This is a genomic window from Pseudomonas syringae pv. tagetis, from assembly GCF_022557255.1.
Classification (GTDB): Bacteria; Pseudomonadota; Gammaproteobacteria; order Pseudomonadales; family Pseudomonadaceae; genus Aquipseudomonas; species Aquipseudomonas caricapapayae.
This window is the reverse complement of the sequence record NZ_CP092923.1, coordinates 4,132,738-4,155,970: the sequence shown is the minus strand read 5'-3', so window position 1 is coordinate 4,155,970 and position 23,233 is coordinate 4,132,738. Positions and strand designations below refer to the sequence as shown.

General features: G+C 57.2%; 22 protein-coding genes. 16 read left to right on the top strand and 6 right to left on the bottom strand.

Annotated features, from left to right (window positions below; translation table 11 throughout):
• Positions 1-71 precede the first annotated feature (71 nt).
• From MME58_RS18415 to MME58_RS18390, 6 genes are all read left to right on the top strand, one after another.
• On the top strand, positions 72-770 hold the full coding sequence (locus MME58_RS18415) for a segregation and condensation protein A (protein WP_183139184.1): 699 nt from the start codon (positions 72-74) through the stop codon (positions 768-770).
• 15 nt (positions 771-785) lie between these two features.
• A complete protein-coding gene (gene scpB, locus MME58_RS18410) occupies positions 786-1,571 on the top strand; it encodes an SMC-Scp complex subunit ScpB (protein ID WP_055006774.1) in 786 nt (261 codons plus the stop codon).
• Between the two features lie 135 nt (positions 1,572-1,706).
• On the top strand, positions 1,707-1,898 hold the full coding sequence (locus MME58_RS18405; protein WP_005767716.1) for a DUF1289 domain-containing protein: 192 nt from the start codon (positions 1,707-1,709) through the stop codon (positions 1,896-1,898).
• A 184-nt stretch (positions 1,899-2,082) separates the two neighbouring features.
• The gene (gene rluB / locus MME58_RS18400) at positions 2,083-3,309 is read left to right on the top strand and encodes a 23S rRNA pseudouridine(2605) synthase RluB (RefSeq protein WP_054984925.1); all 1,227 of its coding nucleotides are present in this window, start codon (positions 2,083-2,085) and stop codon (positions 3,307-3,309) included.
• A 271-nt stretch (positions 3,310-3,580) separates the two neighbouring features.
• A complete protein-coding gene (locus tag MME58_RS18395; protein ID WP_055006773.1) occupies positions 3,581-4,990 on the top strand; it encodes an amino acid permease in 1,410 nt (469 codons plus the stop codon).
• A gap of 593 nt (positions 4,991-5,583) precedes the next feature.
• Entirely contained in the window at positions 5,584-5,859 is a 276-nt protein-coding gene (locus MME58_RS18390; protein ID WP_147479874.1) for a hypothetical protein, read from the top strand.
• Positions 5,860-6,065: 206 nt separating this feature from the next.
• Here the strand turns inward: MME58_RS18390 and MME58_RS18385 are convergent, their stop codons facing one another.
• Positions 6,066-7,058 carry a hypothetical protein gene (locus MME58_RS18385; protein ID WP_055006771.1) on the bottom strand — a complete coding sequence of 331 codons (993 nt, stop codon included), beginning with the start codon at positions 7,056-7,058 and terminating at the stop codon, positions 6,066-6,068.
• A gap of 571 nt (positions 7,059-7,629) precedes the next feature.
• On the opposite strand from MME58_RS18385, the gene arfB reads away from it, so the two are divergent.
• On the top strand, positions 7,630-8,043 hold the full coding sequence (gene arfB, locus MME58_RS18380; protein ID WP_055006770.1) for an alternative ribosome rescue aminoacyl-tRNA hydrolase ArfB: 414 nt from the start codon (positions 7,630-7,632) through the stop codon (positions 8,041-8,043).
• Between the two features lie 157 nt (positions 8,044-8,200).
• On the opposite strand, the gene MME58_RS18375 is transcribed toward arfB, so the two are convergent.
• The 4 genes from MME58_RS18375 to phhA form a co-directional block, all read right to left on the bottom strand.
• The gene (locus MME58_RS18375; RefSeq protein ID WP_055006769.1) at positions 8,201-9,400 is read right to left on the bottom strand and encodes an MFS transporter; all 1,200 of its coding nucleotides are present in this window, start codon (positions 9,398-9,400) and stop codon (positions 8,201-8,203) included.
• Between the two features lie 136 nt (positions 9,401-9,536).
• Complete coding sequence (locus MME58_RS18370; protein WP_054984921.1) at positions 9,537-9,716, bottom strand: hypothetical protein; 180 nt, start codon at positions 9,714-9,716, stop codon at positions 9,537-9,539.
• Between the two features lie 474 nt (positions 9,717-10,190).
• Positions 10,191-10,547, bottom strand: a complete 357-nt coding sequence (locus tag MME58_RS18365) for a 4a-hydroxytetrahydrobiopterin dehydratase (protein ID WP_054984920.1) — start codon at positions 10,545-10,547, stop codon at positions 10,191-10,193.
• 33 nt (positions 10,548-10,580) lie between these two features.
• A complete protein-coding gene (gene phhA, locus MME58_RS18360) occupies positions 10,581-11,378 on the bottom strand; it encodes a phenylalanine 4-monooxygenase (RefSeq protein ID WP_055006768.1) in 798 nt (265 codons plus the stop codon).
• A gap of 266 nt (positions 11,379-11,644) precedes the next feature.
• On the opposite strand from phhA, the gene MME58_RS18355 reads away from it, so the two are divergent.
• Positions 11,645-13,234, top strand: coding sequence for a sigma-54-dependent transcriptional regulator (locus tag MME58_RS18355; protein WP_054984918.1), 1,590 nt, complete (start codon positions 11,645-11,647; stop codon positions 13,232-13,234).
• Positions 13,235-13,322: 88 nt separating this feature from the next.
• Here MME58_RS18355 and MME58_RS18350 read toward each other — a convergent pair whose 3' ends face one another.
• Complete coding sequence (locus MME58_RS18350; protein ID WP_054984917.1) at positions 13,323-13,589, bottom strand: DUF2790 domain-containing protein; 267 nt, start codon at positions 13,587-13,589, stop codon at positions 13,323-13,325.
• 337 nt (positions 13,590-13,926) lie between these two features.
• Here MME58_RS18350 and acs point away from each other — a divergent pair, with 337 nt between their 5' ends.
• From acs to MME58_RS18310, 8 genes are all read left to right on the top strand, one after another.
• Complete coding sequence (gene acs, locus MME58_RS18345; RefSeq protein ID WP_054984916.1) at positions 13,927-15,882, top strand: acetate--CoA ligase; 1,956 nt, start codon at positions 13,927-13,929, stop codon at positions 15,880-15,882.
• Between the two features lie 532 nt (positions 15,883-16,414).
• On the top strand, positions 16,415-17,191 hold the full coding sequence (locus MME58_RS18340; RefSeq protein ID WP_054984915.1) for an ABC transporter substrate-binding protein: 777 nt from the start codon (positions 16,415-16,417) through the stop codon (positions 17,189-17,191).
• 84 nt (positions 17,192-17,275) lie between these two features.
• On the top strand, positions 17,276-17,965 hold the full coding sequence (locus MME58_RS18335) for an ABC transporter permease (RefSeq protein WP_054984914.1): 690 nt from the start codon (positions 17,276-17,278) through the stop codon (positions 17,963-17,965).
• Positions 17,962-18,660, top strand: a complete 699-nt coding sequence (locus tag MME58_RS18330; protein ID WP_054984913.1) for an ABC transporter permease — start codon at positions 17,962-17,964, stop codon at positions 18,658-18,660. The genes MME58_RS18335 and MME58_RS18330 overlap by 4 nt, the downstream gene beginning before the upstream one ends.
• A 1-nt stretch (position 18,661) precedes the next feature.
• The gene (locus tag MME58_RS18325; protein WP_055006767.1) at positions 18,662-19,774 is read left to right on the top strand and encodes a succinylglutamate desuccinylase/aspartoacylase family protein; all 1,113 of its coding nucleotides are present in this window, start codon (positions 18,662-18,664) and stop codon (positions 19,772-19,774) included.
• Between the two features lie 22 nt (positions 19,775-19,796).
• On the top strand, positions 19,797-20,561 hold the full coding sequence (locus tag MME58_RS18320; RefSeq protein WP_054984911.1) for an ABC transporter ATP-binding protein: 765 nt from the start codon (positions 19,797-19,799) through the stop codon (positions 20,559-20,561).
• Positions 20,562-20,696: 135 nt separating this feature from the next.
• Positions 20,697-21,689, top strand: coding sequence for a transcriptional regulator ArgR (gene argR / locus MME58_RS18315; protein ID WP_055006766.1), 993 nt, complete (start codon positions 20,697-20,699; stop codon positions 21,687-21,689).
• Between the two features lie 234 nt (positions 21,690-21,923).
• A complete protein-coding gene (locus MME58_RS18310; protein WP_054984909.1) occupies positions 21,924-23,141 on the top strand; it encodes an aspartate aminotransferase family protein in 1,218 nt (405 codons plus the stop codon).
• Positions 23,142-23,233 lie beyond the last annotated feature (92 nt).

Here is a 23,233-nt window from a genome sequence, read left to right as displayed (position 1 = left end):
TGCCGTTTGCGCTGGTCTATGGGCGTGCTGTCACGCAGATGCCGCTGGACCTGTACATTCCGCCCGATGCGCTGGAGGTCTTTCTCGAAGCGTTCGAGGGGCCACTCGACCTGCTCCTGTACCTGATCCGCAAGCAGAACATCGACATCCTCGATATTCCCGTGGCCGAGATCACCAAGCAGTACATGGGCTATGTCGAGTTGATGAAAACAGTACGCCTGGAGCTGGCTGCCGAGTATCTGGTCATGGCCGCCATGCTGGCCGAGATCAAGTCGCGCATGCTGTTGCCGCGCTCGGCCGAAGTCGAAGAGGAAGAAGGCGATCCGCGTGCCGAACTGATTCGTCGATTGCAAGAATACGAGCGCTTCAAGGCAGCCGCCGAAGGCATTGACGGCCTTAGCCGGGTTGGCCGCGATGTTGTCGTGCCGAAACTGGATGCCCCCGAAGCCCGCGCCCGCAAGTTGCTGCCGGATGTGAGTCTTGAAGAAGTACTGATGTCCATGGCTGAAGTGCTGCACCGCGGGGACATGTTCGAAAGCCATCAGGTCAGCCGCGAGGCGCTGTCTACCCGCGAGCGCATGAGCGATGTACTGGAGCGTCTGAAGGGCGGTGGTTTTGTGCCGTTCGCCGAGCTGTTTACCGCCGAAGAGGGGCGTCTGGGCGTGGTCGTGACGTTCATGGCGGTGCTTGAGCTGGTCAAGGAGTCCCTTGTCGAGCTGGTCCAAAACGAGCCCTTTGCGGCGATCCATGTCCGGGCGCGAGCCGAGTAGAGCAAGAATACATCCATGAACCTCAACGAACCTCGTGAACTGGCCCCGTTGCTTGAAGCATTTCTGCTGGCCTCCGGAAAGCCGCAGACGCTGGAGCGACTTTACGAGCTGTTCGAAGAAGGTGAGCGTCCAGAGCCGCCGGTGTTCAAAAAGGCGCTCGAAGTGCTGCGCAAATCTTGCGAAGGGCGCGCCTTCGAGCTCAAGGAAGTGGCGTCGGGTTATCGTCTGCAGATTCGTGACCGGTTTTCCCCTTGGGTCGGTCGGCTGTGGGAAGAGCGGCCGCAGCGTTACTCCCGCGCCATGCTGGAAACGCTGGCGTTGATCGCTTACCGCCAGCCGATCACACGCGGCGAGATTGAAGACGTGCGCGGTGTGGCGGTGAACAGCCACATCGTCAAGACCTTGCTGGAGCGCGAGTGGATTCGGGTGGTGGGCTACCGTGATGTGCCCGGCAAACCGGCGATGTTCGCCACCACCAAGGGCTTTCTGGATCACTTCAATCTCAAAAGTCTCGACGAGCTCCCGCCGCTGGCCGACCTGCGCGAGATGGAAACCGAACCGGTGCTGGATTTTGAAGACGCCCCTGTGCCTGCGCACCTGCAAGCTCTGGCCGACGCCAGTCTCGACCCGGAAGCGGAGCCCGAAGCGCCCCGCGATGAAACCAGCTTCCGCACCCTGCTGGTGGAACTGGACTCGATGGAGCAGGGCCTCAAGACCGATTTCGACGATCTGCTTCGTACGGAGCCTGAGGCTGAGAGGCAGGATGACAACGTCGATGAGGATAAAGAGCCCGACCTCTGAGAGTTCTCGCTCCCACACTGGAGCATGTGCAACGACACTTTCCAACTGTCGTGCCAACGCTGCGCGCACTTCGGTCGAATTCATACGTCAGCCCACGGTCACATCTGATACCACCCGCCATGAGACCCGCTGCCCATGAGTTCCACCAAGAACCCCTGCATCAGCCTGTGCAAGTTCGATGATGACATCTGCCTGGGATGCGGCCGCAGCAAGCGCGAAATCAAGGCCTGGAAGAAACTCGACAAGGACGACAAGCGTACGGTTCTTGATGAGTCTGCCAAGCGACTGGCCAAGCTCAAGACCGCCGGTCGTAAAAAGAAGAAGTGATCCGCGCATTTGCCGCTGCCGCCGGATGCGTAAACCGGTGCGGGGGCGTATGATGGCCGACCCTCGGCGATCAAGTGTTGCCAAGGCTTTCAAGTATTTCGCCCTGCTGCTATCCATAGCGCGCCGGGCACAGGTCTTGCCGGTTCCCGGCCAGCCCTGATTCGACACACCGGGAGGTGCCCAGATGAGTGAAAAAGACAAGCAGGACAGCCAGGAAATCGGACCCGCAGGCGAAAAGCTGCAGAAGGTTCTGGCGCGCATTGGCGTAGGCTCGCGCCGTGATGTGGAAGCCTGGATTACCCAAGGCCGCATCAAGGTCAATGGCAAGGACGCGACTCTCGGTCAGCGCGTCGACCTGCATGACGCCATCAGTGTCGATGGTCGTGTTATCAAGCGCGAAGAGGCGGCCGAAACGGTCCGCCGCGTGATCATGTACAACAAGCCCGATGGCGAAATCTGCACCCGTGACGACCCTGAAGGCCGTCCGACCGTGTTCGATCGTCTGCCGCGCCCGAAAGAGGGCCGCTGGATCAACATCGGTCGTCTCGACATCAACACCACCGGCCTGCTGATGTTCACCACCGACGGCGAACTGGCCAACCGGCTGATGCACCCGTCGTTCGAAATGGACCGCGAATACGCGGTTCGTGTGCGTGGCGAAGTCGATGACGACATGCTGCTGCGCCTCAAGAACGGTGTGATTCTCGAAGACGGTCCTGCGCGCTTCACCGATATCCAGCAGGCACCGGGCGGCGAAGGCTTCAACCACTGGTATCACTGCGTGGTGATGGAAGGCCGTAACCGTGAAGTGCGTCGTCTCTGGGAATCCCAGGGTCTGGTGGTCAGCCGCCTGAAACGCGTGCGTTACGGGCCTGTGTTCCTCAACTCCGACCTGCCGATGGGTCGCTGGCGTGAAATGAGCCAGTATGAGGTCGACATTCTGGCGGCTGAAGTCGGTTTGCAGCCTGTGGCTCAGCCGCAGATGAATGCCAAGACCAAAGACAAGATGGAGCGTTTGCAGCGCCAATCGTCGCGTCCGTTGGGCAAGGGCGAACGTGTGCGCACGCTGCGTCCGGCCGCTGGCGCTCCGGCGACTGGCGACCGCGCACCGCGTCAGCCGCAGATTACCGGCAGCGAACGTGATCGTCCGCGTGGCGGCGACTCTACTCAGCGTCCTTCGCCGCGCAAGGACTCGGGCAAGCCCGGTTCGCGCGCGCCGCGTCCTGCCGACAACAGCCGTGGTACGCCGGTCGCCGAGCGTCCGAGCGAAATGAACAAGCGCCCGGCCAAGCCTGCTCCGAAGCGTGTCGGCATCAAGCTGGTCAACGATGATGCGCCGTCAGGCAAACGTCGTGGTCCACCGGCGGGCTCGGGTCAGCGTCCTGGCTTCGGTCGTCGCAAGCCTGAGTGATTGCGTGGTGCGAGTGAATGGCAACGCCAGCCCAGGGGGCTGGCGTTGTTGTTTTCGGCAGCCTGTAAAGCGTTGTCACATAGCTGTTGCGCATCGATCCTCCGGTTTTAAACCTCAACCTGGATGCAGGTGTACAATGCTGCGCTTTTTTCTGTGAATCATTGTTGTTCACCATCCCGGGCCGTCGGCCTCGGGTGCTGCAATGCTGTTGCGCCACACGCGGAGCAGGTTCTATTCCGTCACAGAACAAGAACAATCAGGTGGCTATTGAATGAGTGAAACAACCTCACCCGCGGGCGAGCTGAAACGCGGCCTGAAAAACCGGCACATCCAGCTGATTGCTCTGGGTGGTGCCATCGGCACTGGTCTTTTTCTAGGCTCGGCGGGCGTGCTGAAATCAGCCGGCCCCTCGATGATTCTCGGTTATGCCATCTGCGGCTTCATTGCGTTCATGATCATGCGCCAGCTCGGCGAAATGATCGTCGAAGAGCCGGTGGCCGGATCGTTCAGCCATTTCGCCCACAACTACTGGGGCGGTTTCGCCGGGTTCCTGTCGGGCTGGAATTGCTGGCTGCTGTATATCCTGGTGGGCATGTCCGAACTGACCGCGGTCGGCAAGTACATTCATTACTGGTTGCCGGACATCCCGGGCTGGGTCTCGGCGGCCGCCTTCTTCGTACTGATCAATGCGATCAACCTGACCAACGTCAAGGTGTTCGGCGAGACCGAGTTCTGGTTCGCAATCATCAAGGTAGTGGCGATTATCGGCATGATTGCGCTGGGCAGTTACATGCTGGTCAGCGGCAGTGGTGGCCCGCAGGCGTCGGTCAGCAACCTCTGGGAGCACGGCGGGTTTTTCCCCAGCGGTGTCAGCGGGCTGGTAATGGCGCTGGCGATCATCATGTTTTCGTTCGGCGGTCTGGAAATGCTCGGTTTCACCGCTGCTGAAGCCGAGCAGCCGAAGACCGTGATCCCCAAGGCGATCAACCAGGTGATCTACCGAATCCTGATTTTCTACATCGGTGCATTGGTGGTGCTGTTGTCGCTGACGCCCTGGGACAGTCTGCTGGTCAGCCTCAATGCGTCTGGCGATTCCTACAGCGGCAGCCCGTTCGTGCAGGTGTTCTCGATGCTGGGCAGCGACACGGCTGCGCACATTCTGAATTTTGTGGTGCTGACGGCAGCGCTGTCGGTCTACAACAGTGGTACCTACTGCAACAGCCGCATGCTGGTCGGCATGGCCGAGCAGGGCGACGCGCCCAAGGCGCTGGCGCAGGTCGACAGGCGCGGGGTGCCGGTCAAGGCAATATTTGCTTCGGCAGCGGTGACCGTGGTGGCGGTCCTGCTCAATTACTTTGTGCCGCAGCAGGCACTGGAACTGCTGATGTCGCTGGTGGTGGCTACACTCGTCATCAACTGGGCGATGATCAGCTATTCGCACCTGAAGTTCCGCCAGCACATGAACCGTACTGCACAAGTGCCGCTGTTCAAGGCGCTGTGGTATCCCTACGGCAACTACGTGTGCCTGGCCTTTGTGGTCTTTATCCTCGGTATCATGCTGATGATCCCCGGCATCCGGATCTCGGTTTACGCGATACCCGTCTGGCTGGTGGTGATGTGGGTATGTTACCGGGCCAAAAACAGGCGTAGCGTTGTCGTAAATGCCGACTCTGGCAAATGATTGGGTTGCGGTAGGAGCGGTAGATAACTGTCGTCCCTACCGAGACCAATGATTGTGGCTGTTGCAGAAAAAAGACACCCTTATGCTGGTGGGTTTTCACGGGCCTTACTCGTTTTTTGTATTTTAGATAAAAATTCTGGCGAGCCAGTGCGTTTTGGATAGTTATAGGTTTTATTTTCTAAAGTGGAATTTTTTCATTTTTTTTCCATTCTGGTGATGTGGTGCGTGATTTCGGTCAGATCTAATGAGGTGTGATAACTAATACTTCATGCCATAAACTGAGCCCGTAAGCATGAAGTGCGCTGCATATTGCATGCGAACGAACGAAAAGCTTGATGCTGGGGTTAGATATCTAGTTTGGAAAATTTTTCATCAGACTGCCCGTTCCTAGCTGACTGGCTTTTGACCGAGATATGATTTGTCAGGAGCTTCGCCCTCAATATTCAAGTCTTTCTTGAGGAAGTCACAGATTATAACTTTAGATTTTCTCGAGTTTTTACAACTGAGGTTCATGAAGTTTAAATCCGAGATAGTATAGCCCCCAGAACGTTGCGGTTAGCATTTGCATAAGTAGTGTGTAATAGATTAAGGTCATGGTTATTGATAGAAAGTTTCCTCCTAGGCTGTTGCCTATGTCAATGCTGGCAATTGTTGTGCCGCTGGATAGAAGTAAGACGGAAAATAATACTAGAGCTATGCTTTCGCATGTTAAAAAAGAAAACAACATTGCCAAGAATCTACGGCGGGTAAGCTTTATCAAGATGTTTTCGCCGCGAGTATTTAGTTTGACGGTCGGCGTTGGCTCAGGTAGCACATTGTCAATGTCATTACGACCAAAAGTTGCAATTGCTGCCAGGGCGGCTATGTAAAAGCCAGGAAGGCATGAAAGAAAACCTAGTAGTAGGCTGATGGGGCCGGACACTCTATAAGCATCAGACTTCCATTCCTCATTAATGGAGAACCAAGTGCAAGCTATAGAAATTATTATAGGGAAAAGCCAGTCTACTTTCCATTTTTGTGGGTGCCGTATCGCAAGGTAAGAAAGTGGTTGTAACATCTGTTTTAGCATTTTAAGTTACTCTAGGGTCTTAAGAACTTCTTTAACTATAGCATGGTTAGCTTCTTCGATACTCGCCGAGCTAACATTGTTAGCTGATGAAATGTAGTATCGCTTCAAATATCGTCCATCAGCTGCTAGCTGTCCGGTATCAACCGAAAGCAAGGCGTTATTCGGAGAGCCAGAGCTATCCTTGAAGCTGACGCGCATCTGATCGATGCCATCAGTTTTTGCATTTTTAAGTACATCTTTAACGGTTTTTACTGCATCTCCTATCAGATCTCTTTCTAGCGTAAGTTTGATGATCCGGTGTTTTTCTTTTACAAAGCCTGCATCGTCCCACTTGCCACCGACCGTTTTATGGCTTATTAACTCTATACCACCTAGAGCGCCGCTTTGTAGGTCGGTTTTAAAAGTGTCGGAGATATGTCCTTGCAGCTCAACCTCATGCGCAAGGTGGACTTTGTTTTGGTCGCCTTTTTTGTTGCATGAGCCATCTATATTCGGGATCTTGAATAGGTCGGGCTTTTGCTTTTTGCAGTGCCTTATAATATGTGCGAAGTAGCTAGAGATCGCACTGCTTCCAAGTCCAGATCCGTAAGCTGCTTCGATTATACAAAAATAGTAGTCTTTTCCTTTGGCTGGATTAGTGTCTAATATCAAATGTGCGGAAAATTCAGCACCTTGGCCGGGTAGTTTTTCATTTACTTTACGCTCTTTAGATTCTGGGTTGCTGTATACAGAGTCCGGCGCGCTAGGGTCACATCGATTGATGAGAAGTACCCAATATCCGTTAATGGTGTCTGTGTGTGCGATGTAATATTTATCAGCTTTGTCGCTATGACCTTTACTCAGAAAATTATCGCCGCCGTCAATCAGTGTTTCAACTAGTTCTCGAATCTCCTGCATGGGCTTTGGAGTGGCAGGGAAGTCGGCGGTATTCCCCTCTGCTCTTGAGCGGCCGCGGGCATACAGCTTCATATCAAAAAATGTCGCAACACGTCTAGACATACAAGTTATCTCTGTTTGTTAATTGTATAGTTTTATTCAAGGTGTAAGTGGCAGTTGTTTGTTATAGATAACAAGCGCCGTAAGCCCATATGGATGTATCTGAAAGTTATTAATAATTCGATATTTATCTGAAGTCCTTTCATGCACATAACGAATCCGTATTCTGTGATGGCTCTATAATGGCATTGTTTGTGGCGTTGAGCAACCTAGCTCACGCCTGAGGGCGTTCAGGGACAAGAGATGAGAAAATGGTTGAGAATTGATCCCAAAAACATGTCGTGAGAGTGCGCTTATTTCGTTTTCGACGTGCTACGTGCTCTTTTGCAAATTTCAAGGTAGTGCAAGGTTGTTTTTGTCGACAGAGCTTATCGGTTCGGCGTTCTTCCCCTTGAAGTTTAGGCTTCGATTTCTGTCAGTCGAATGTGCTTCACCATTTTCCCGTTTGTTTCTCGTTGAGCCTGAAGGTGGTGTTATAGAGTGAAATACTGAGACAATAGTGCTATGCCTAAAACCCTAATATCCAAGGGCTTTATGGGCAATGAGCGGTTTTCGAAGTCGATATGAGAACGCAATGCTGAGAATTTCCAACAATGTCCATCTGCCGGACGCCGAGATCGAGTTGACTGCTATCCGTGCTCAGGGCGCGGGTGGCCAGAACGTCAACAAGGTCTCCAGTGCTGTTCATTTGCGCTTCGACATCAAGGCCTCGTCGCTGCCGCCGTTCTACAAGGAGCGGCTGCTGGCGTTAAGTGACAGTCGCATTACCAGCGAAGGCGTGGTCGTGCTCAAGGCCCAGCAATACCGTACTCAGGAGCAGAACCGCGCCGATGCCTTGCTGCGTCTGAGTGAGCTGATCGTCAACGCGGCCAAGGTGGAAAAGAAACGCCGCCCGACCCGCCCGACCCTGGGTTCCAAGACTCGCCGCCTGGAGTCCAAGAGCAAGCGCGGCTCAATCAAGGCCGGGCGCGGGAAAGTGGATTTCTGAGCGTAAGTCGAGAGTATCGCTCCTCAGGCTCCAGCGTGGGGATGCCTTGGGTGATGCTCTGCGTCACAAATCTGCGCCGCACCGGACACTCAAGATCGGACGCAGAGCGTCCAGAACGACGTTACCACGCTGGGAACGGTAGGATGAGCGCGGGGCATCACTGGCGCACCCCCTGCGTCTGTTTGTACAGATAGACGCTCAGGCCCAACCCGGTGAGTGACGCCAGGGCCGCAAACAGAAAGATCGAGACAAAGCCGAAGCCGGCGGCAATCGCGCCTGCCAGCGGCCCCGTGATGCCCAGTGAAAGGTCGATGAACAGCGAGTAAGCGCCCACTGCTGCGCCTCGGCTTGATGCCGGGACCAGATTGACCGCTTCCACGCCCAGCGCCGGGAATACCAGTGAAAAACCGAAGCCTGTCAACGCCGCGCCAGCCAGCGCCAGTTCCGGCGTGGGGGCCATCCACAGCAGCAACAGCCCCAGGCTTTCCACGGACAGACAGGCAATTGCCACCCGAAAGCCACCCAGGCGATTGATCAGGTTGCCGAACAGCAGGCGCGCCGCGATGAAACTGCCGCCGAACAGCGTCAGGCACAGCGCTGCATTCGGCCAGTGATTGCTTGCGTAGTACAAGGTAATGAAGGTGGCGATGGTGCCAAAGCCAATGCCGCCCAGCGCCAGACCCATGCCGTGCGGCAGCACTCGCCCCAGTACATGCATGAAGGGCAGCCGTTCACCCTGCACGATGGGGGCGGCCTGCTTGTGCCAGGTCAGATACAGGCCCAGCGTGCAGAGCAGCATGATGCTCACGCCCACCGTCCACAATCCGAGCGAATTGACCATCCAGACACCCAGCGGCGCGCCGATGGCCAGTGCGCCATAGCTGGCGATGCCGTTCCAGGAAATCACTTTGGCGGTGTTCTGCGCCCCGACGCGGCCGATACCCCAGCCAATCGAGCCCGAACCCACCAGGCTTTCCGCGCTGCCAAGGATTACGCGTCCAATCAGCAGGATCACCAGACTTGCCATCGGCCAGCTGTCCAGCCAGACCGGCACAAGCATGAACACGCCGCTCAATCCGCAGCCGGCCAGGCCGATCTGTACGGCTTTCTTGCTGCCAAGGTTGTCGATGATGCGACTCGCCCATGGCCGGCTGATCAACGTAGCCAGGTACTGAACGCTGATCACCAGTCCTGCGATGACTGCACCGAAGCCCAGATCGCTGTGGACATAGCCGGGCAGAACGGCAAGCGGGATGCCGATGTTCAAGTAGCCGATAAAGGTGAACATGACGATGGAGACGACGGTCAGGGTAACGGCCATCGGAGTTTGCGGTGTGGTTTGCTGTGTCTCGGGCATGAGGTGGGCTTTCGTTCTGTGCGGGCATGGCGTTCGAGCGGGCAGGGAAAACCCTTAGCAAGCTCTCGAAGTGCTCATCATACCGACGCATCGCGTGATGCAGGTGTAACAGATTGAAATAAACGGCGAATGGAGGTTATTTGTTCGCCGGAGCTACGAGCCGGGTGGTCACAAGGGCGGCCAAGGCGTTTTCCTGAGTACCGAACCGGGCGAGCAGGGCGCTCTGTTTTTCGGGACTGAGGCGCGACCAGATTTCGATCATTTGCTCGGCGGTGCCGATCAGTGCACTGGCCTGTGTTTCAGTGAAGTCGCTCATGAGGATCTGCTGTTTGCCTGTTGCTGGTTTTCCAGGCGTATTGAAAATCGGCCAGACCGTTTTCGATACGCCTGAAAACAATCGCCTTCAGTCTTTGCTTCCGGCTTTCTGGCTGTCTTGAGCCGAGGGTGCTGCTTTCATTGCGACAGGTTGACCAAGCTCCTGTTGAGCCAGGGTCGACTGCTGCGGTTCCTGTTGGCCTGGTGGGAAGTTAGGGATTTCATGCATCGTCGTCGCTCCTCGCAAGGGGTTGCAGATAGAACCGTGCTTTAAAAAAGCATGCGCAGGATACCCCACTGAAAATGACAATCAGGATATTTTTTTATCCTCATCGGCGTGTCAGCGAAACAAAATCGCATTTTTACTGTCCCGGTCTCTCCCTCACGAATCGCTGCACGGTGTGGTTTTACGGTGCTTTGCCTGGGCCAGAGCGCAAAAAAAGTGCTCTTTATCCCCGTAAATTTTTCTGCAAAATTATTTGCGGCCCTCTGCACCTGTCGCTACGCCGTCGGTTCGCGCGGCCATGATGAAGTCGTTGCGGTGCAGTCCCTTGATCGAATGGCTCCACCAGGTCACGGTCACCTTACCCCACTCGGTCAGCAGCCCCGGGTGATGACCTTCAGCCTCGGCAATTTCGCCAACCGCATTGGTAAATGCCAGCGCCCATTTGAAATTCTTGAACAGAAACACTTTTTCCAGTTGCATGACGCCATCGCGCACTTCGATGTTCCAGTCAGGGATCTGCTTCAGCAGTTCCGGCAACTCGGCTTCGCTGACTTGCGGGGCGTTGGCGCTGCAGGCTTCGCAGTGGGCTTGATTCAACGTGCTCATGAATGGGTTTCCTTTTTAGATACCTGGCCGCTTTCAGGCCGCATGGTCTTTGGTTTTAGGTGGAAATCTGGGGGCGTGCAAGCCCAACTGCGTGCCTTGCCCGACCAGCGCCATGATGTCCTCATGCGCCAGGTCGAACAGGCGCTTTAGATTTGGCAGGACAAAATACAGCGGTTGCAGAATGTCGATCCGGTAAGGCGTGCGCATCGCTTCACGCGGGTCGAAAGGCTGATGCACAGGGGCTGAAGACAGGCTATACAGGGCTTCCTTGGGCGAAGAAAGAATGCCTCCGCCATAGATTTTGCGCCCCTGAGGCGTATCGACCAGTCCGAATTCGATGGTCATCCAGTACAGGCGGGCCAGGTACACGCGTTGTTCCTTGCTGGCACTCAGGCCGAGTTTGCCGTAGGTATGGGTGAATTCTGCAAACCACGGATTGGTCAGCAGCGGGCAGTGACCAAAGATTTCATGAAAGATGTCCGGTTCCTGCAGATAGTCCAGTTCCTCCTCGGTGCGAATAAAGGTCGCTACCGGGAAGCGCTTGCTGGCCAACAGTTCAAAGAACGTCTGGAAGGGAATCAGCGCGGGCACTCGCTCAACCTGCCAGCCGGTGGCCGCATCCAGCACCTTATTGATTTCACCCAGCTGTGGAATGCGATCGAGGGGCAGGCCCAGTTGCTCGATACCGTCCAGATACTCTTGGCAGGCACGCCCTTGGATGATGTTCATCTGCCGGGTAATCAGAGTGTTCCATACCGCATGTTCGCCTGCGGTGTAATCAATGAAGCCCGAAGCGTCCGGCTCGCGTGCCACGTAAAGCGTCTGGGCCATGCTGATATCCTCGAACGGCTGTTTTTGTCGACGTATTTTTGTAAAAGCCTGACTGCAGGAATAACCCGCTTTCGGCCTGTGGTCAGTACGGGAAAGCCCTCTTGCGCCAGTGTTTTTGCTCAGCCCCGTAACGAAAACTTTACGATTGGTCTTCGCTCGCCATAAATTCAGCTCTGCGGGTCCTCGCGAATCGTGCGTCTGTAACGTATTGTTGACGGCAAGTTTTGTCATTGACCGAAAAACACGCTCACAGGAGCGAATGCCCCATGCGTATCAAGGTGCACTGCCAGAACCGGATCGGCATTCTTCGCGACATTCTCGATCTGCTGGTGGCCTATGGCGTCAACGTGGCGCGCGGTGAGGTGGGTGGCGAGCATGGCGACGCGATCTATCTGCATTGCCCGAATCTAATCAACCTGCAGTTTCAGGCCCTGCGTCCGAAGTTCGAGGCGATCACCGGGGTATTCGGCGTCAAGCGCGTCGGGTTGATGCCCAGCGAGCGTCGGCATATGGAACTCAACGCTCTGCTTGGCGCGCTGGAGTTCCCTGTGCTGTCCATCGACATGGCCGGTGCAATCGTTGCGGCCAACCGTGCAGCGGCGCAGTTACTGGGCGTGCGGGTCGATGAGGTGCCAGGCATACCATTGTCGCGCTATGCCGAAGATTTCGACTTGCCCGAGCTGGTGCGTGCCAGTCAGTCACGGATCAATGGCCTGCGGGTCAAGGTGCGCGGTGATGTATTTCTCGCCGACATCGCTCCGTTGCAATCGGAACACGACGACAGCGAAGCCATGGCCGGTGCGGTGCTGACGCTGCACCGCGCTGATCGGGTCGGTGAACGCATCTACCATGTGCGCAAGCAGGAATTGCGCGGTTTCGACAGCATCTTTCAAAGTTCGAAAGTCATGGCTGCGGTAGTCCGCGAGGCGCGACGCATGGCACCACTGGACGCGCCCCTGCTGATCGAGGGCGAAACCGGCACCGGCAAGGAATTACTGGCCCGTGCCTGTCACCTCGCCAGCCCGCGCGGCCAGTCCCCGCTGATGGCGCTCAACTGCGCCGGGCTGTCGGAGTCGATGGCCGAGATCGAGTTGTTCGGCTATGACCCAGGCGCGTTCGAAGGCGCGAGAGCCGAGGGTCGATTAGGGCTGCTGGAACTGACGGCGGGCGGCACACTGTTCCTGGATGGCGTGGGTGAACTGAGCGCGCGCATGCAGGCCAAGCTGTTGCGCTTCATTCAAGACGGCAGCTTTCGCCGTGTTGGCAGCGACGAAGACATGTTTCTCGATGTGCGAGTGATGTGTTCGACCCAGGTCGACCTGTCGGAGCTGTGCGCCCACGGGGCGTTCAGGCAGGACCTTTACCATCGTCTTAATGTGCTGTCGCTGCATATACCGCCGTTGCGCGACTGCCTGGACGGCCTTGAGCCGCTGGTCGAGCACTTTCTGGATCACGCCAGCCGCCAGATCGGTTGCCCGTTGCCAGGCATTTCGGCAGCGGCCATTCAGCGCCTGGGTCAGTATCACTGGCCCGGCAATGTGCGGCAGCTGGAAAATGTATTGTTTCAGGCTGTATCGCTTTGCGAAAGCGACAAGGTGCAGGCCGAGCATATTCGTTTACCGGATTACGGTGTGCGGCCCGGGTTGAACGATATGTCTCTCGAAGGCGGGTTGAGCGCTATTATCGGGCGCTTCGAAAAGTCGGTGCTGGAACATTTATATGCGCACTATCCCAGCAGTCGTCAATTGGCCAAGCGTTTGGGGGTGTCTCATACAACGATTGCCAACAAGTTGCGTGACTATGACGTGGGCCGGGAATCAGGTCGGCACGCGGCCGATCAACAATCTGCCGATTGATCGCACGACCACTCGCGCTGTGCATGCGCCTCGCAATCAATATCTGCGAGGCGTTATGCACATATATACACAGCCGCAGCGGGTAGCCTCAACCGTTGCTGCAGCCGTTGCCCATTACCTGATAGCTCATGGTGTGTCGCGCGCCTTGCGAGTCTTCGTACACCATGCGCGCCGGAACCACCTGGCAGACATTGGGGATCTGGCTGATGGAGATAACCCGTGCGATATCCAGATGCGTACCGTATGTGTATTGCTCGACGCGGGCTTGCTGGGCAGCTACTTTGGTCTGCGATTCTTCGGCCATGGCAAGGCTGCTGACACCGCAAAGAGCCAGTGCCACTAATAAAGCTTTCATTATGTTTTACCTGTTTGAATGTGAGCGCCGTCGCATCACGTTTTTTGACGTCATGTGTTAAAACGGTTGGACACGTTTTTCGAGTGGGAACAACACTGCGTGGGGGCAGTTGATGTTTGCCGTGTTGGCGGATCGAATTCTATGCCTGTTGAGGCAGCGCATATATAAAGACTTTGGATAAGCGCTTTTATCAAAATGGTAATAATCTGATAGCCGTTCCGCGCGTGTGACTTGAAGCTCCGGTTTCGCCCGGTAAGACCAACGTCGAATGGCCCCACCGGTTGGGGCGGGATACAACAGGGGCATAAAACAACAACTATCCACCGAGGTAACCAAGATGAGTGCAGCTTCCCTGTACCCCGTCCGCCCAGAAGTCGCAGCGACTACGCTGACGGATGAAGCGACCTACAAGGCCATGTACCAGCAGTCGGTGGTCAACCCTGATGGTTTCTGGCGTGAACAGGCTCAGCGCCTCGACTGGATCAAACCTTTCACTGTCGTCAAACAGACGTCCTTCGATGATCATCGCGTCGACATCAAATGGTTTGCCGACGGTACGTTGAACGTTGCCTATAATTGCCTGGACCGCCATCTGGCCGAGCGCGGCGACAGCATCGCCATTATCTGGGAGGGAGACGACCCTTCCGAGCATCGTGAAATCACCTATCGCGAGCTGCACGAGGAAGTCTGCAAGTTTGCCAATGCACTGCGCGGTCAGGATGTGCACCGCGGCGATGTCGTCACTATCTACATGCCGATGATTCCCGAGGCTGTGGTCGCCATGCTGGCATGCGCTCGTATCGGTGCCATTCACTCGGTGGTGTTCGGCGGGTTCTCGCCGGAAGCGCTGGCGGGACGAATCATCGATTGCAGTTCGAAAGTGGTCATCACCGCCGACGAAGGCCTGCGTGGCGGTAAAAAGACTGCGCTCAAGGCCAATGTCGACCGTGCCTTGACCAATCCGGAAACCAGCAGCGTGCAGAAAGTCATCGTCTGCAAGCGCACCGGTGGCGACATCGAGTGGAACCGTCATCGTGACATCTGGTACCACTCGCTTCTTGAGGTGGCGTCCAGCACCTGCGCACCAAAAGAGATGGGTGCCGAAGAGTCGCTGTTCATCCTTTACACCTCAGGCTCGACCGGCAAACCCAAGGGCGTGCTGCACACTACTGCAGGTTATCTGCTCTATGCGGCGCTGACCCACGAGCGCGTGTTCGACTACAGGCCCGGTGAAATCTACTGGTGCACCGCCGACGTCGGCTGGGTAACCGGGCACAGCTATATTGTCTACGGGCCTCTGGCCAATGGTGCAACCACGCTGTTGTTCGAAGGTGTGCCGAACTATCCGGACATCACACGTGTGTCGAAAATCATCGACAAGCACAAGGTCAATATCCTCTACACCGCGCCTACTGCCATTCGCGCCATGATGGCCGAAGGCACCAAGTCCGTTGAGGGTGCCGACGGCTCGAGCCTGCGCCTCTTGGGTTCGGTGGGCGAGCCGATCAACCCGGAAGCCTGGGGCTGGTACTACGACACTGTTGGCAAACAGAACTGCCCGATTGTCGATACCTGGTGGCAGACAGAAACCGGTGGCATCCTGATCAGCCCATTGCCGGGTGCAACCGCGCTGAAGCCGGGCTCGGCGACACGGCCGTTCTTTGGTGTGATTCCGGCGCTGGTGGACAATCTGGGCAACCTTATCGAAGGCGCAGCCGAGGGCAATCTGGTGATTCTCGATTCGTGGCCAGGCCAGTCACGCTCGCTGTACGGCGATCACGATCGTTTCGTCGATACTTATTTCAAGACATTCCGTGGCATGTACTTCACCGGTGACGGTGCCCGTCGTGACGAGGACGGTTATTTCTGGATCACCGGGCGGGTGGACGACGTGCTCAACGTTTCCGGCCACCGCATGGGGACGGCCGAGATTGAAAGCGCGATGGTTGCGCACCCTAAAGTTGCCGAAGCCGCCGTGGTCGGCGTGCCACACGACTTGAAAGGGCAGGGCATATACGTATATGTCACGCTCAATGGGGGCGAGGAGCCGAGTGACGCACTGCGCACCGAGCTGCGCAACTGGGTGCGCAAGGAGATCGGTCCGATCGCCTCTCCGGACTTCATTCAATGGGCTCCTGGCCTGCCGAAGACCCGGTCGGGCAAGATCATGCGCCGCATCCTGCGCAAGATTGCGACCGCCGAATACGATGCGTTGGGGGATATCTCGACGCTGGCCGATCCGGGTGTGGTGCAGCATCTGATTGACACGCACAAGACCATGAACGCTGCCTGATCGATCATTGATCGCTTGAATGCGCCCCGTCCGGTGAAAGCCTGGCGGGGCGCTTTTGTTTTCGTGCCCGGCACTGGAAACGGGATATATATCGGTTTGTTACGGGTTTACACGGCGTTGTCGGGCGGTGCTTCGTTGTGGGACGTTGGCTGACTTTTTTGTGGGAAAGCACGACGCATTTTGGCCTTTCATCCACCACATGAAACGCTGGGCTTGCCGGATTAGAAGGGTTTGCCAATAATGGGCGCGCTTTTTGCTGTTGTCACAGGTTGAGGCTGTTCTTCTTGATCAGTAGAAACGTGCTTCGTCAATAGCTGGTGGTGGGCTTTCATGCGCTTCTGTAACTAGTTGTCGCATTGAAGAAATATCGACTTCGAGCCTGTCGTTAAAATGCCCCTCATTCGCCGAAGGTCTGTGAGCCGCCAATGCGGTGTCACGCGTCCGGCGTCGCTCTCCCCCGAGATTGTCCTTTCGCACATTGGGCGCTTGCTCACTTTGCCACTTGTCGTGCTTTACCGATGGAGTCCTGGAAATGAAAAAGCTCATGCTTATTGGCGCGATGGCGTTGTCCGTGCTCGCCCAGCCGATCTTTGCTGATGAAAAACCACTGAAAATCGGCATCGAAGCGGCTTACCCGCCGTTCGCTTCCAAGGCCCCGGATGGCAGCATCGTCGGCTTCGACTACGACATCGGCAATGCGCTGTGTGAAGAAATGAAGGTCAAGTGCACCTGGGTCGAGCAGGAATTCGATGGTCTTATTCCAGCGCTGAAAGTGCGCAAGATCGACGCCATCCTTTCGTCGATGTCCATCACCGACGACCGCAAGAAGTCTGTCGACTTCACCGGCAAGTATTACAATTCCCCGGCGCGTCTGGTCATGAAGGACGGCACAGTGATCAGCGAAAGCCTGGTTGAACTCAAGGGCAAGAAGATCGGCGTTCAGCGCGGTTCGATCCACGAGCGTTTTGCACGTGAAGTCCTCGCACCCAAAGGCGTGGAAGTGACGCCCTATGGTTCGCAGAACGAAATCTATCTGGACATCGGTGCCGGTCGTCTGGACGGTACCATCGCCGACGCCACGCTGCTGCAGGACGGTTTCCTGAAAACCGACGCGGGCAAGGGCTATGCGTTCACAGGTCCAGCGTTCACCGACCCTGAATACTTCGGTGACGGTATCGGCATCGCCGTGCGCAAGGGTGACAAGGCCAACCTTGAGCGTCTCAATGCCGCCATTGCCGCGATCCGTGCCAACGGCAAGTACAAGGCGATTCAGGACAAGTATTTCGATTTCGATATCTACGGCAAGTAAGTCGTCGTACCGGTACTGATCAATGGCGCAAACAGAACTGCCTGGATTGCGCCATTTTTATTCCACGCTTGAGGACCGCACATCATGTTGAAAGGTTACGGAGCTGTCATCCTCGAAGGTGCCTGGCTGACGTTGCAGCTGGCCCTGTCGTCGATGGCTCTGGCGATCGTTCTCGGTCTGATCGGCGTGGCGCTGCGGCTTTCGCCGGTCCGCTGGATTGCCTGGCTGGGCGATCTTTACAGCACGGTGATTCGCGGCATTCCCGATCTGGTCCTGATCCTGCTGATCTTCTACGGCGGTCAGGACCTGCTCAACCGCGTCGCGCCCTTGCTGGGGTTCGACGACTACATCGACCTTGATCCGCTGCTGGCCGGGATCTGCACGCTGGGCTTTATCTTCGGGGCCTATCTCTCGGAAACCTTTCGCGGTGCCTTTATGGCGATTCCCAAAGGGCAGGCCGAGGCCGGCATGGCGTATGGCCTGAGCAGCGGCAAGGTATTCTTCCGCATTCTGGTGCCGCAGATGATTCGTCTGGCGATCCCAGGTTTTACCAACAACTGGCTGGTACTGACCAAGGCCACTGCGCTGATTTCCGTGGTCGGTCTGCAGGATATGATGTTCAAGGCCAAGCAGGCGGCCGATGCCACCCGCGAACCTTTCACCTTTTTTCTGGCGGTTGCGGCGATGTACCTGGTGATTACCAGCGTTTCGCTGCTTGCGCTGCGTTACCTCGAAAAACGCTACTCGGCAGGCGTCAGGGCGGCTGATCTATGATCTTTGACTACAACGTGATCTGGGACAGCCTGCCGCTGTACTTCGGCGGCTTGCTGACCACCCTGAAACTGCTGGCGATTTCTCTCGCGTTCGGGCTGCTCGCGGCCTTGCCGCTGGGCTTGATGCGAGTATCGAAAAACCCGTGGGTCAACCTGCCGGCGTGGCTGTACACCTATGTGATTCGCGGCACGCCAATGCTGGTGCAATTGTTCCTGATCTACTACGGACTTGCCCAGTTCGGTGCGGTGCGCGAAAGCTTTCTATGGCCCTGGCTGTCCAGCGCCACCTTTTGTGCCTGCCTGGCGTTTGCCATCAACACCAGTGCCTACACGGCCGAGATCATCGCTGGCAGCCTCAAGGCCACGCCGGCCGGTGAAATCGAGGCGGCTCGGGCCATGGGCATGTCGAAGGCAAAAATGTACCGCCGCATTCTGTTGCCGTCGGCATTGCGCCGGGCACTGCCGCAGTACAGCAATGAGGTCATCATGATGCTGCAGACGACCAGTCTGGCCTCCATTGTGACCCTGATCGACATTACCGGTGCCGCGCGCACAGTCAATGCGCAGTTCTACCTGCCTTTCGAGGCTTACGTCACCGCAGGCGTTTTCTATCTGTGCCTGACATTCATTCTGGTGCGGCTGTTCAAGATTGCCGAACGTCGCTGGCTGGGCTATCTCGCCCCTCGGAAGGTCTGAAATGCAAAGAATCGACCATGTATTGCCGTGGAGCAGTCTCGGCACCGAACGCACGCTGAGCGTCTTCCGCTTCGGCACCGGCGAGCGCAAGGCCTACATCCAGGCCAGTCTGCATGCCGATGAACTGCCTGGTATGCGCACCGCCTGGGAGTTGAAAAAGCGCCTGACCGTGCTGGAACAGCAAGGGCTGCTCAAAGGTGTTATCGAGCTGGTGCCGGTGGCCAACCCGCTGGGGCTGGGGCAGTTGCTGCAAGGCGCACACCAGGGGCGCTTCGAGTTCGGCAGCGGCAAGAATTTCAACCGTGATTTCACCGAGTTGAGCGAGCCGGTTGCCGAGTTGCTGGAGGGCCAGTTGGGCGATGACCCGCGCGCCAACACGCAGTTGATTCGTCAGGCAATGACTGCTGCACTGGACGGCCTGCCTGCTGCACAATCCGAGTTGCAGGGCATGCAGCGCATTCTGCTCAAGCATGCCTGTATAGCTGATGTAGTCCTTGATCTGCATTGCGATGCCGATGCCGCGCTGCACATGTATGCCTTGCCGCAGCACTGGCCGCAATGGCGCTCGTTGTCGGCGCACCTGAACATTCAGGTGGCGTTGCTGGCCGAGGACTCCGGCGGCAGTTCCTTCGACGAGGCCTGCTCGCTGCCGTGGTTACGTCTTTCGCGGTTCTTCCCGCAGGCGCAGATTCCGCTGGCGTGTCTGGCGACTACCATCGAGTTGGGCGGTCAGGCCGATACCGGCAGGCCTCAGGCACAAGCACACGCCGAAGGTATTCTGGCGTTTCTGGCCGAGCAGGGCTTTATCAGCGGCGACTGGCCGCAGCCAGCACATGAAGCCTGTGAAGGCATGCCATTCGAAGGTACCGAATTGCTTTATGCGCCGCATCCCGGCGTGGTGACATTCCTGCGTGCCGCAGGCGACAGGGTCGAAATCGGCGATCCGCTGTTCGAAGTCATCGATCCGCTGTCCGATCAGGTCAGTACCATTTGTGCGAATACTGCCGGGGTGTTGTTTGCCATCGAGCGGCTTCGTTACGCTCAACCAGGTTTCTGGCTGGCTAAAGTGGCAGGGCGCACTGCGCTGCGTCACGGACGTCTGCTCAGTGATTGACCGTTCTGTGGAAACCCAAAGCATGAACAAACTGGAAGTGCAGGACCTGCACAAGCGCTATGGCAGTCACGAAGTGATCAAGGGCGTGTCCCTGACTGCCAGAGCTGGCGATGTCATCAGTATCATCGGCTCCAGCGGCTCGGGCAAAAGCACTTTTCTACGCTGCATCAACCTGCTCGAACAGCCCCATGCCGGCAAGATCCTGCTCAACAACGAAGAGTTGAAGCTTGTACCGAACAAGGACGGCGGCCTGAAAGCTGCAGACTCCAGGCAGTTGCAGCGCATGCGCTCGCGCTTGTCCATGGTGTTTCAGCATTTCAATCTGTGGTCGCACATGACTGCCTTGCAGAACATCATCGAGGCGCCGGTTCACGTGCTGAGCGTGTCGAAAAAGGAAGCGCTGGAAAAGGCCGAGCACTACCTGGCCAAGGTCGGTGTTGCCCACCGCAAGGATGCCTACCCTGGACACATGTCCGGTGGCGAGCAGCAGCGGGTAGCGATTGCCCGTGCGCTGGCGATGGAGCCTGAGGTGATGCTGTTCGACGAGCCGACGTCGGCACTGGATCCGGAGCTGGTGGGTGACGTGCTCAAGGTCATGCAGGGGCTGGCTCAGGAAGGCCGGACCATGGTGGTGGTCACTCACGAAATGGGCTTTGCCCGGGAAGTCTCCAACCAGCTGATTTTTCTGCATCAGGGTGTAGTCCTGGAGCGGGGCGATCCGCGCGAGGTGCTGGCCAATCCGCAGACCGAACGTTTGCAGCAGTTTTTGTCCGGCAGCCTAAAGTGACGATCGGCATCGCATTGCGATGCCTTTTTACGGCAGAACAGGGCATGCTGCGCGACGCGCGACATGACCTGAATGTTCCAGATCGAGCCATCTTCTGACGCTCGGCTTTTGCGGCAATACGTATCGGATGTCCCAATGACTGCCCATCGAATAGGTTTTCTCGTCTGGCCTGGCACCAAAGCGCTGACCCTGGCACTTGCCGAAGAAGCCTTGCGTGTTGCTCAGCGTGTTCATCCTGACGTGGCCTACGAATTGTCGTTTCTGCAGGCCGAGGTTGCGGAGCCCGCAGCTATTGCCGGTGCATGGCAATTGCCGGGGGAACCCTGGAGCGGTCGACTGGACGGTTTCCAGAAGCTGTTTTTGCTGGCCGATGAGCCGCCGTCGGCAGTGGCTCCGGCGCTGGGCAGTGCGCTCAAGCAACTGGTTCGGGCCGGCTGTTCGATTGGCGGGCTGTCGGCGGGCGTTTACCCGCTCGCCCAGCTGGGCCTGCTGGATGGCTACCGTGCTGCCGTTCACTGGCGCTGGCAGGATGACTTCGCCGAGCGCTTCCCCAAAGTCATTGCCACCAGCCATCTGTTCGACTGGGATCGGGATCGTCTCACCGCTTGCGGTGGCATGTCGGTGCTCGACCTGCTGCTGGCAGTGTTGTCGCGTGATCATGGTGCCGAGCTGGCCGGAGCGGTGTCCGAAGAGCTGGTGGTCGAGCGCATCCGCGAAGGTGGCGAGCGCCAGCGCATTCCGTTGCAGAACCGTCTGGGCTCAAGTCATCCGAAGCTGACCCAGGCTGTGCTGTTGATGGAAGCCAACATCGAAGAGCCGTTGACCACTGACGAAATCGCCCAGCACGTGTGCGTGTCGCGCCGTCAGCTGGAGCGGATTTTCAAGCAGTACCTGAACCGCGTGCCAAGCCAGTATTACCTGGAGCTGCGCCTGAACAAGGCGCGCCAGATGCTGATGCAGACCAGCAAGTCGATCATTCAGATCGGCCTTTCGTGCGGTTTTTCCTCGGGGCCGCACTTCTCCAGCGCTTACCGAAATTTTTTCGGTGCAACGCCACGTGAAGACCGCAATCAGCGACGCAGCAGCAGCCCGTTCGAACTTTCGCCGGTGCCTGCCGAGCGCGGTTGATCTGCGCTTGCAACAGATGCGCTGCATCGACAGCGCAGGCCCAGACACCCGCGCTCAATCTGTTTAAACTGCGCCTTTGTGACGCAATATGTCGCATTGCCGAAAACCTTGAAAAAAGCCGGTTTTGCGCTGTAACAAGTTGTCGCCTGGCGACAAGGCCGAACAGAATTCAGTCCTTACAATCTTCCCATCGCTCGCCAGTTTCAGGCAGGCGTTCCTCATCAGGAGACTCCGATGTCCGTTGAGCATGCTGCGGTGCAACGCGCCGATTTCGACCAGGTAATGGTCCCCAATTACGCCCCGGCCGGGTTCATACCTGTGCGCGGTTCGGGCTCCCGAGTCTGGGATCAGGCGGGGCGCGAACTGGTGGACTTCTCGGGCGGGATCGCCGTCAACGTACTGGGCCATTGCCATCCGGCGCTGGTCGGTGCCTTGACCGAGCAGGCCAATAACCTCTGGCATGTGTCCAACGTCTTCACCAACGAGCCGACTCTGCGTCTGGCCAAAAAGCTGGTGGATGCGACGTTCGCCGAGCGCGTTTTTTTCTGTAACTCGGGTGCTGAAGCCAACGAAGCGGCCTTCAAGCTGGCGCGCCGGGTGGCACACGACCTGCACGGTCCGGACAAGTACGAGATCATCGCAGCGGTAAACAGTTTTCACGGCCGTACCCTGTTCACCGTGAGCGTGGGAGGACAGCCGAAATATTCCGATGGTTTCGGGCCTAAGATTACCGGTATCAGCCACGTCCCTTACAACGACCTCGAAGCCTTGAAGGCTGCCGTGACGGACAAGACCTGTGCCGTGGTGCTGGAGCCGATTCAGGGTGAGGGTGGCGTTCTGCCGGGTCAGCTGGAATACCTGCAAGGCGCGCGCAAGCTGTGTGATGAACACAATGCGCTGCTGGTGTTCGATGAAGTACAAAGCGGTATGGGCCGTAGCGGCCATCTGTTTGCCTACATGCATTACGGTGTGACCCCCGACATCCTTTCCAGCGCCAAGAGCATCGGTGGCGGTTTCCCGCTGGCGGCCATGCTCACCACTGAAAAACTCGCCAGGCACTTTGCGGTCGGCGTCCACGGCACCACGTATGGCGGCAACCCGCTGGCGTGTGCGGTCGGTGAGGCGGTAATTGATGTGGTCAATACGCCTGAGGTGCTGGCTGGCGTGCAGCGCAAGCATCAACAATTCAAGACCCGCCTGGAAAGCATTGGTCAGCAATACGGCGTGTTTACCCAAGTGCGCGGCCTTGGCCTGTTGATTGGCTGCGTGCTGTCCGACGCCTGGAAAGGCAAGGCCAAGGACATCTTCAATGCGGCCGAAGCTCAGGACCTGATGATTCTGCAGGCGGGTCCTGACGTGATTCGTTTCGCGCCAAGCCTGGTGATTGAAGACGCGGACATCGAAGAGGGCCTGAACCGCTTTGAACGCGCCATCGCCAAACTGACATCCTGACTCGATTGCAGCCTTGCGGCGTCCGCCTGAGTGCGGGTGCCGCACCTGTTTCCTGCGCCATGCGGCCTGACGCCGTGTGGTGCTTTTACTAG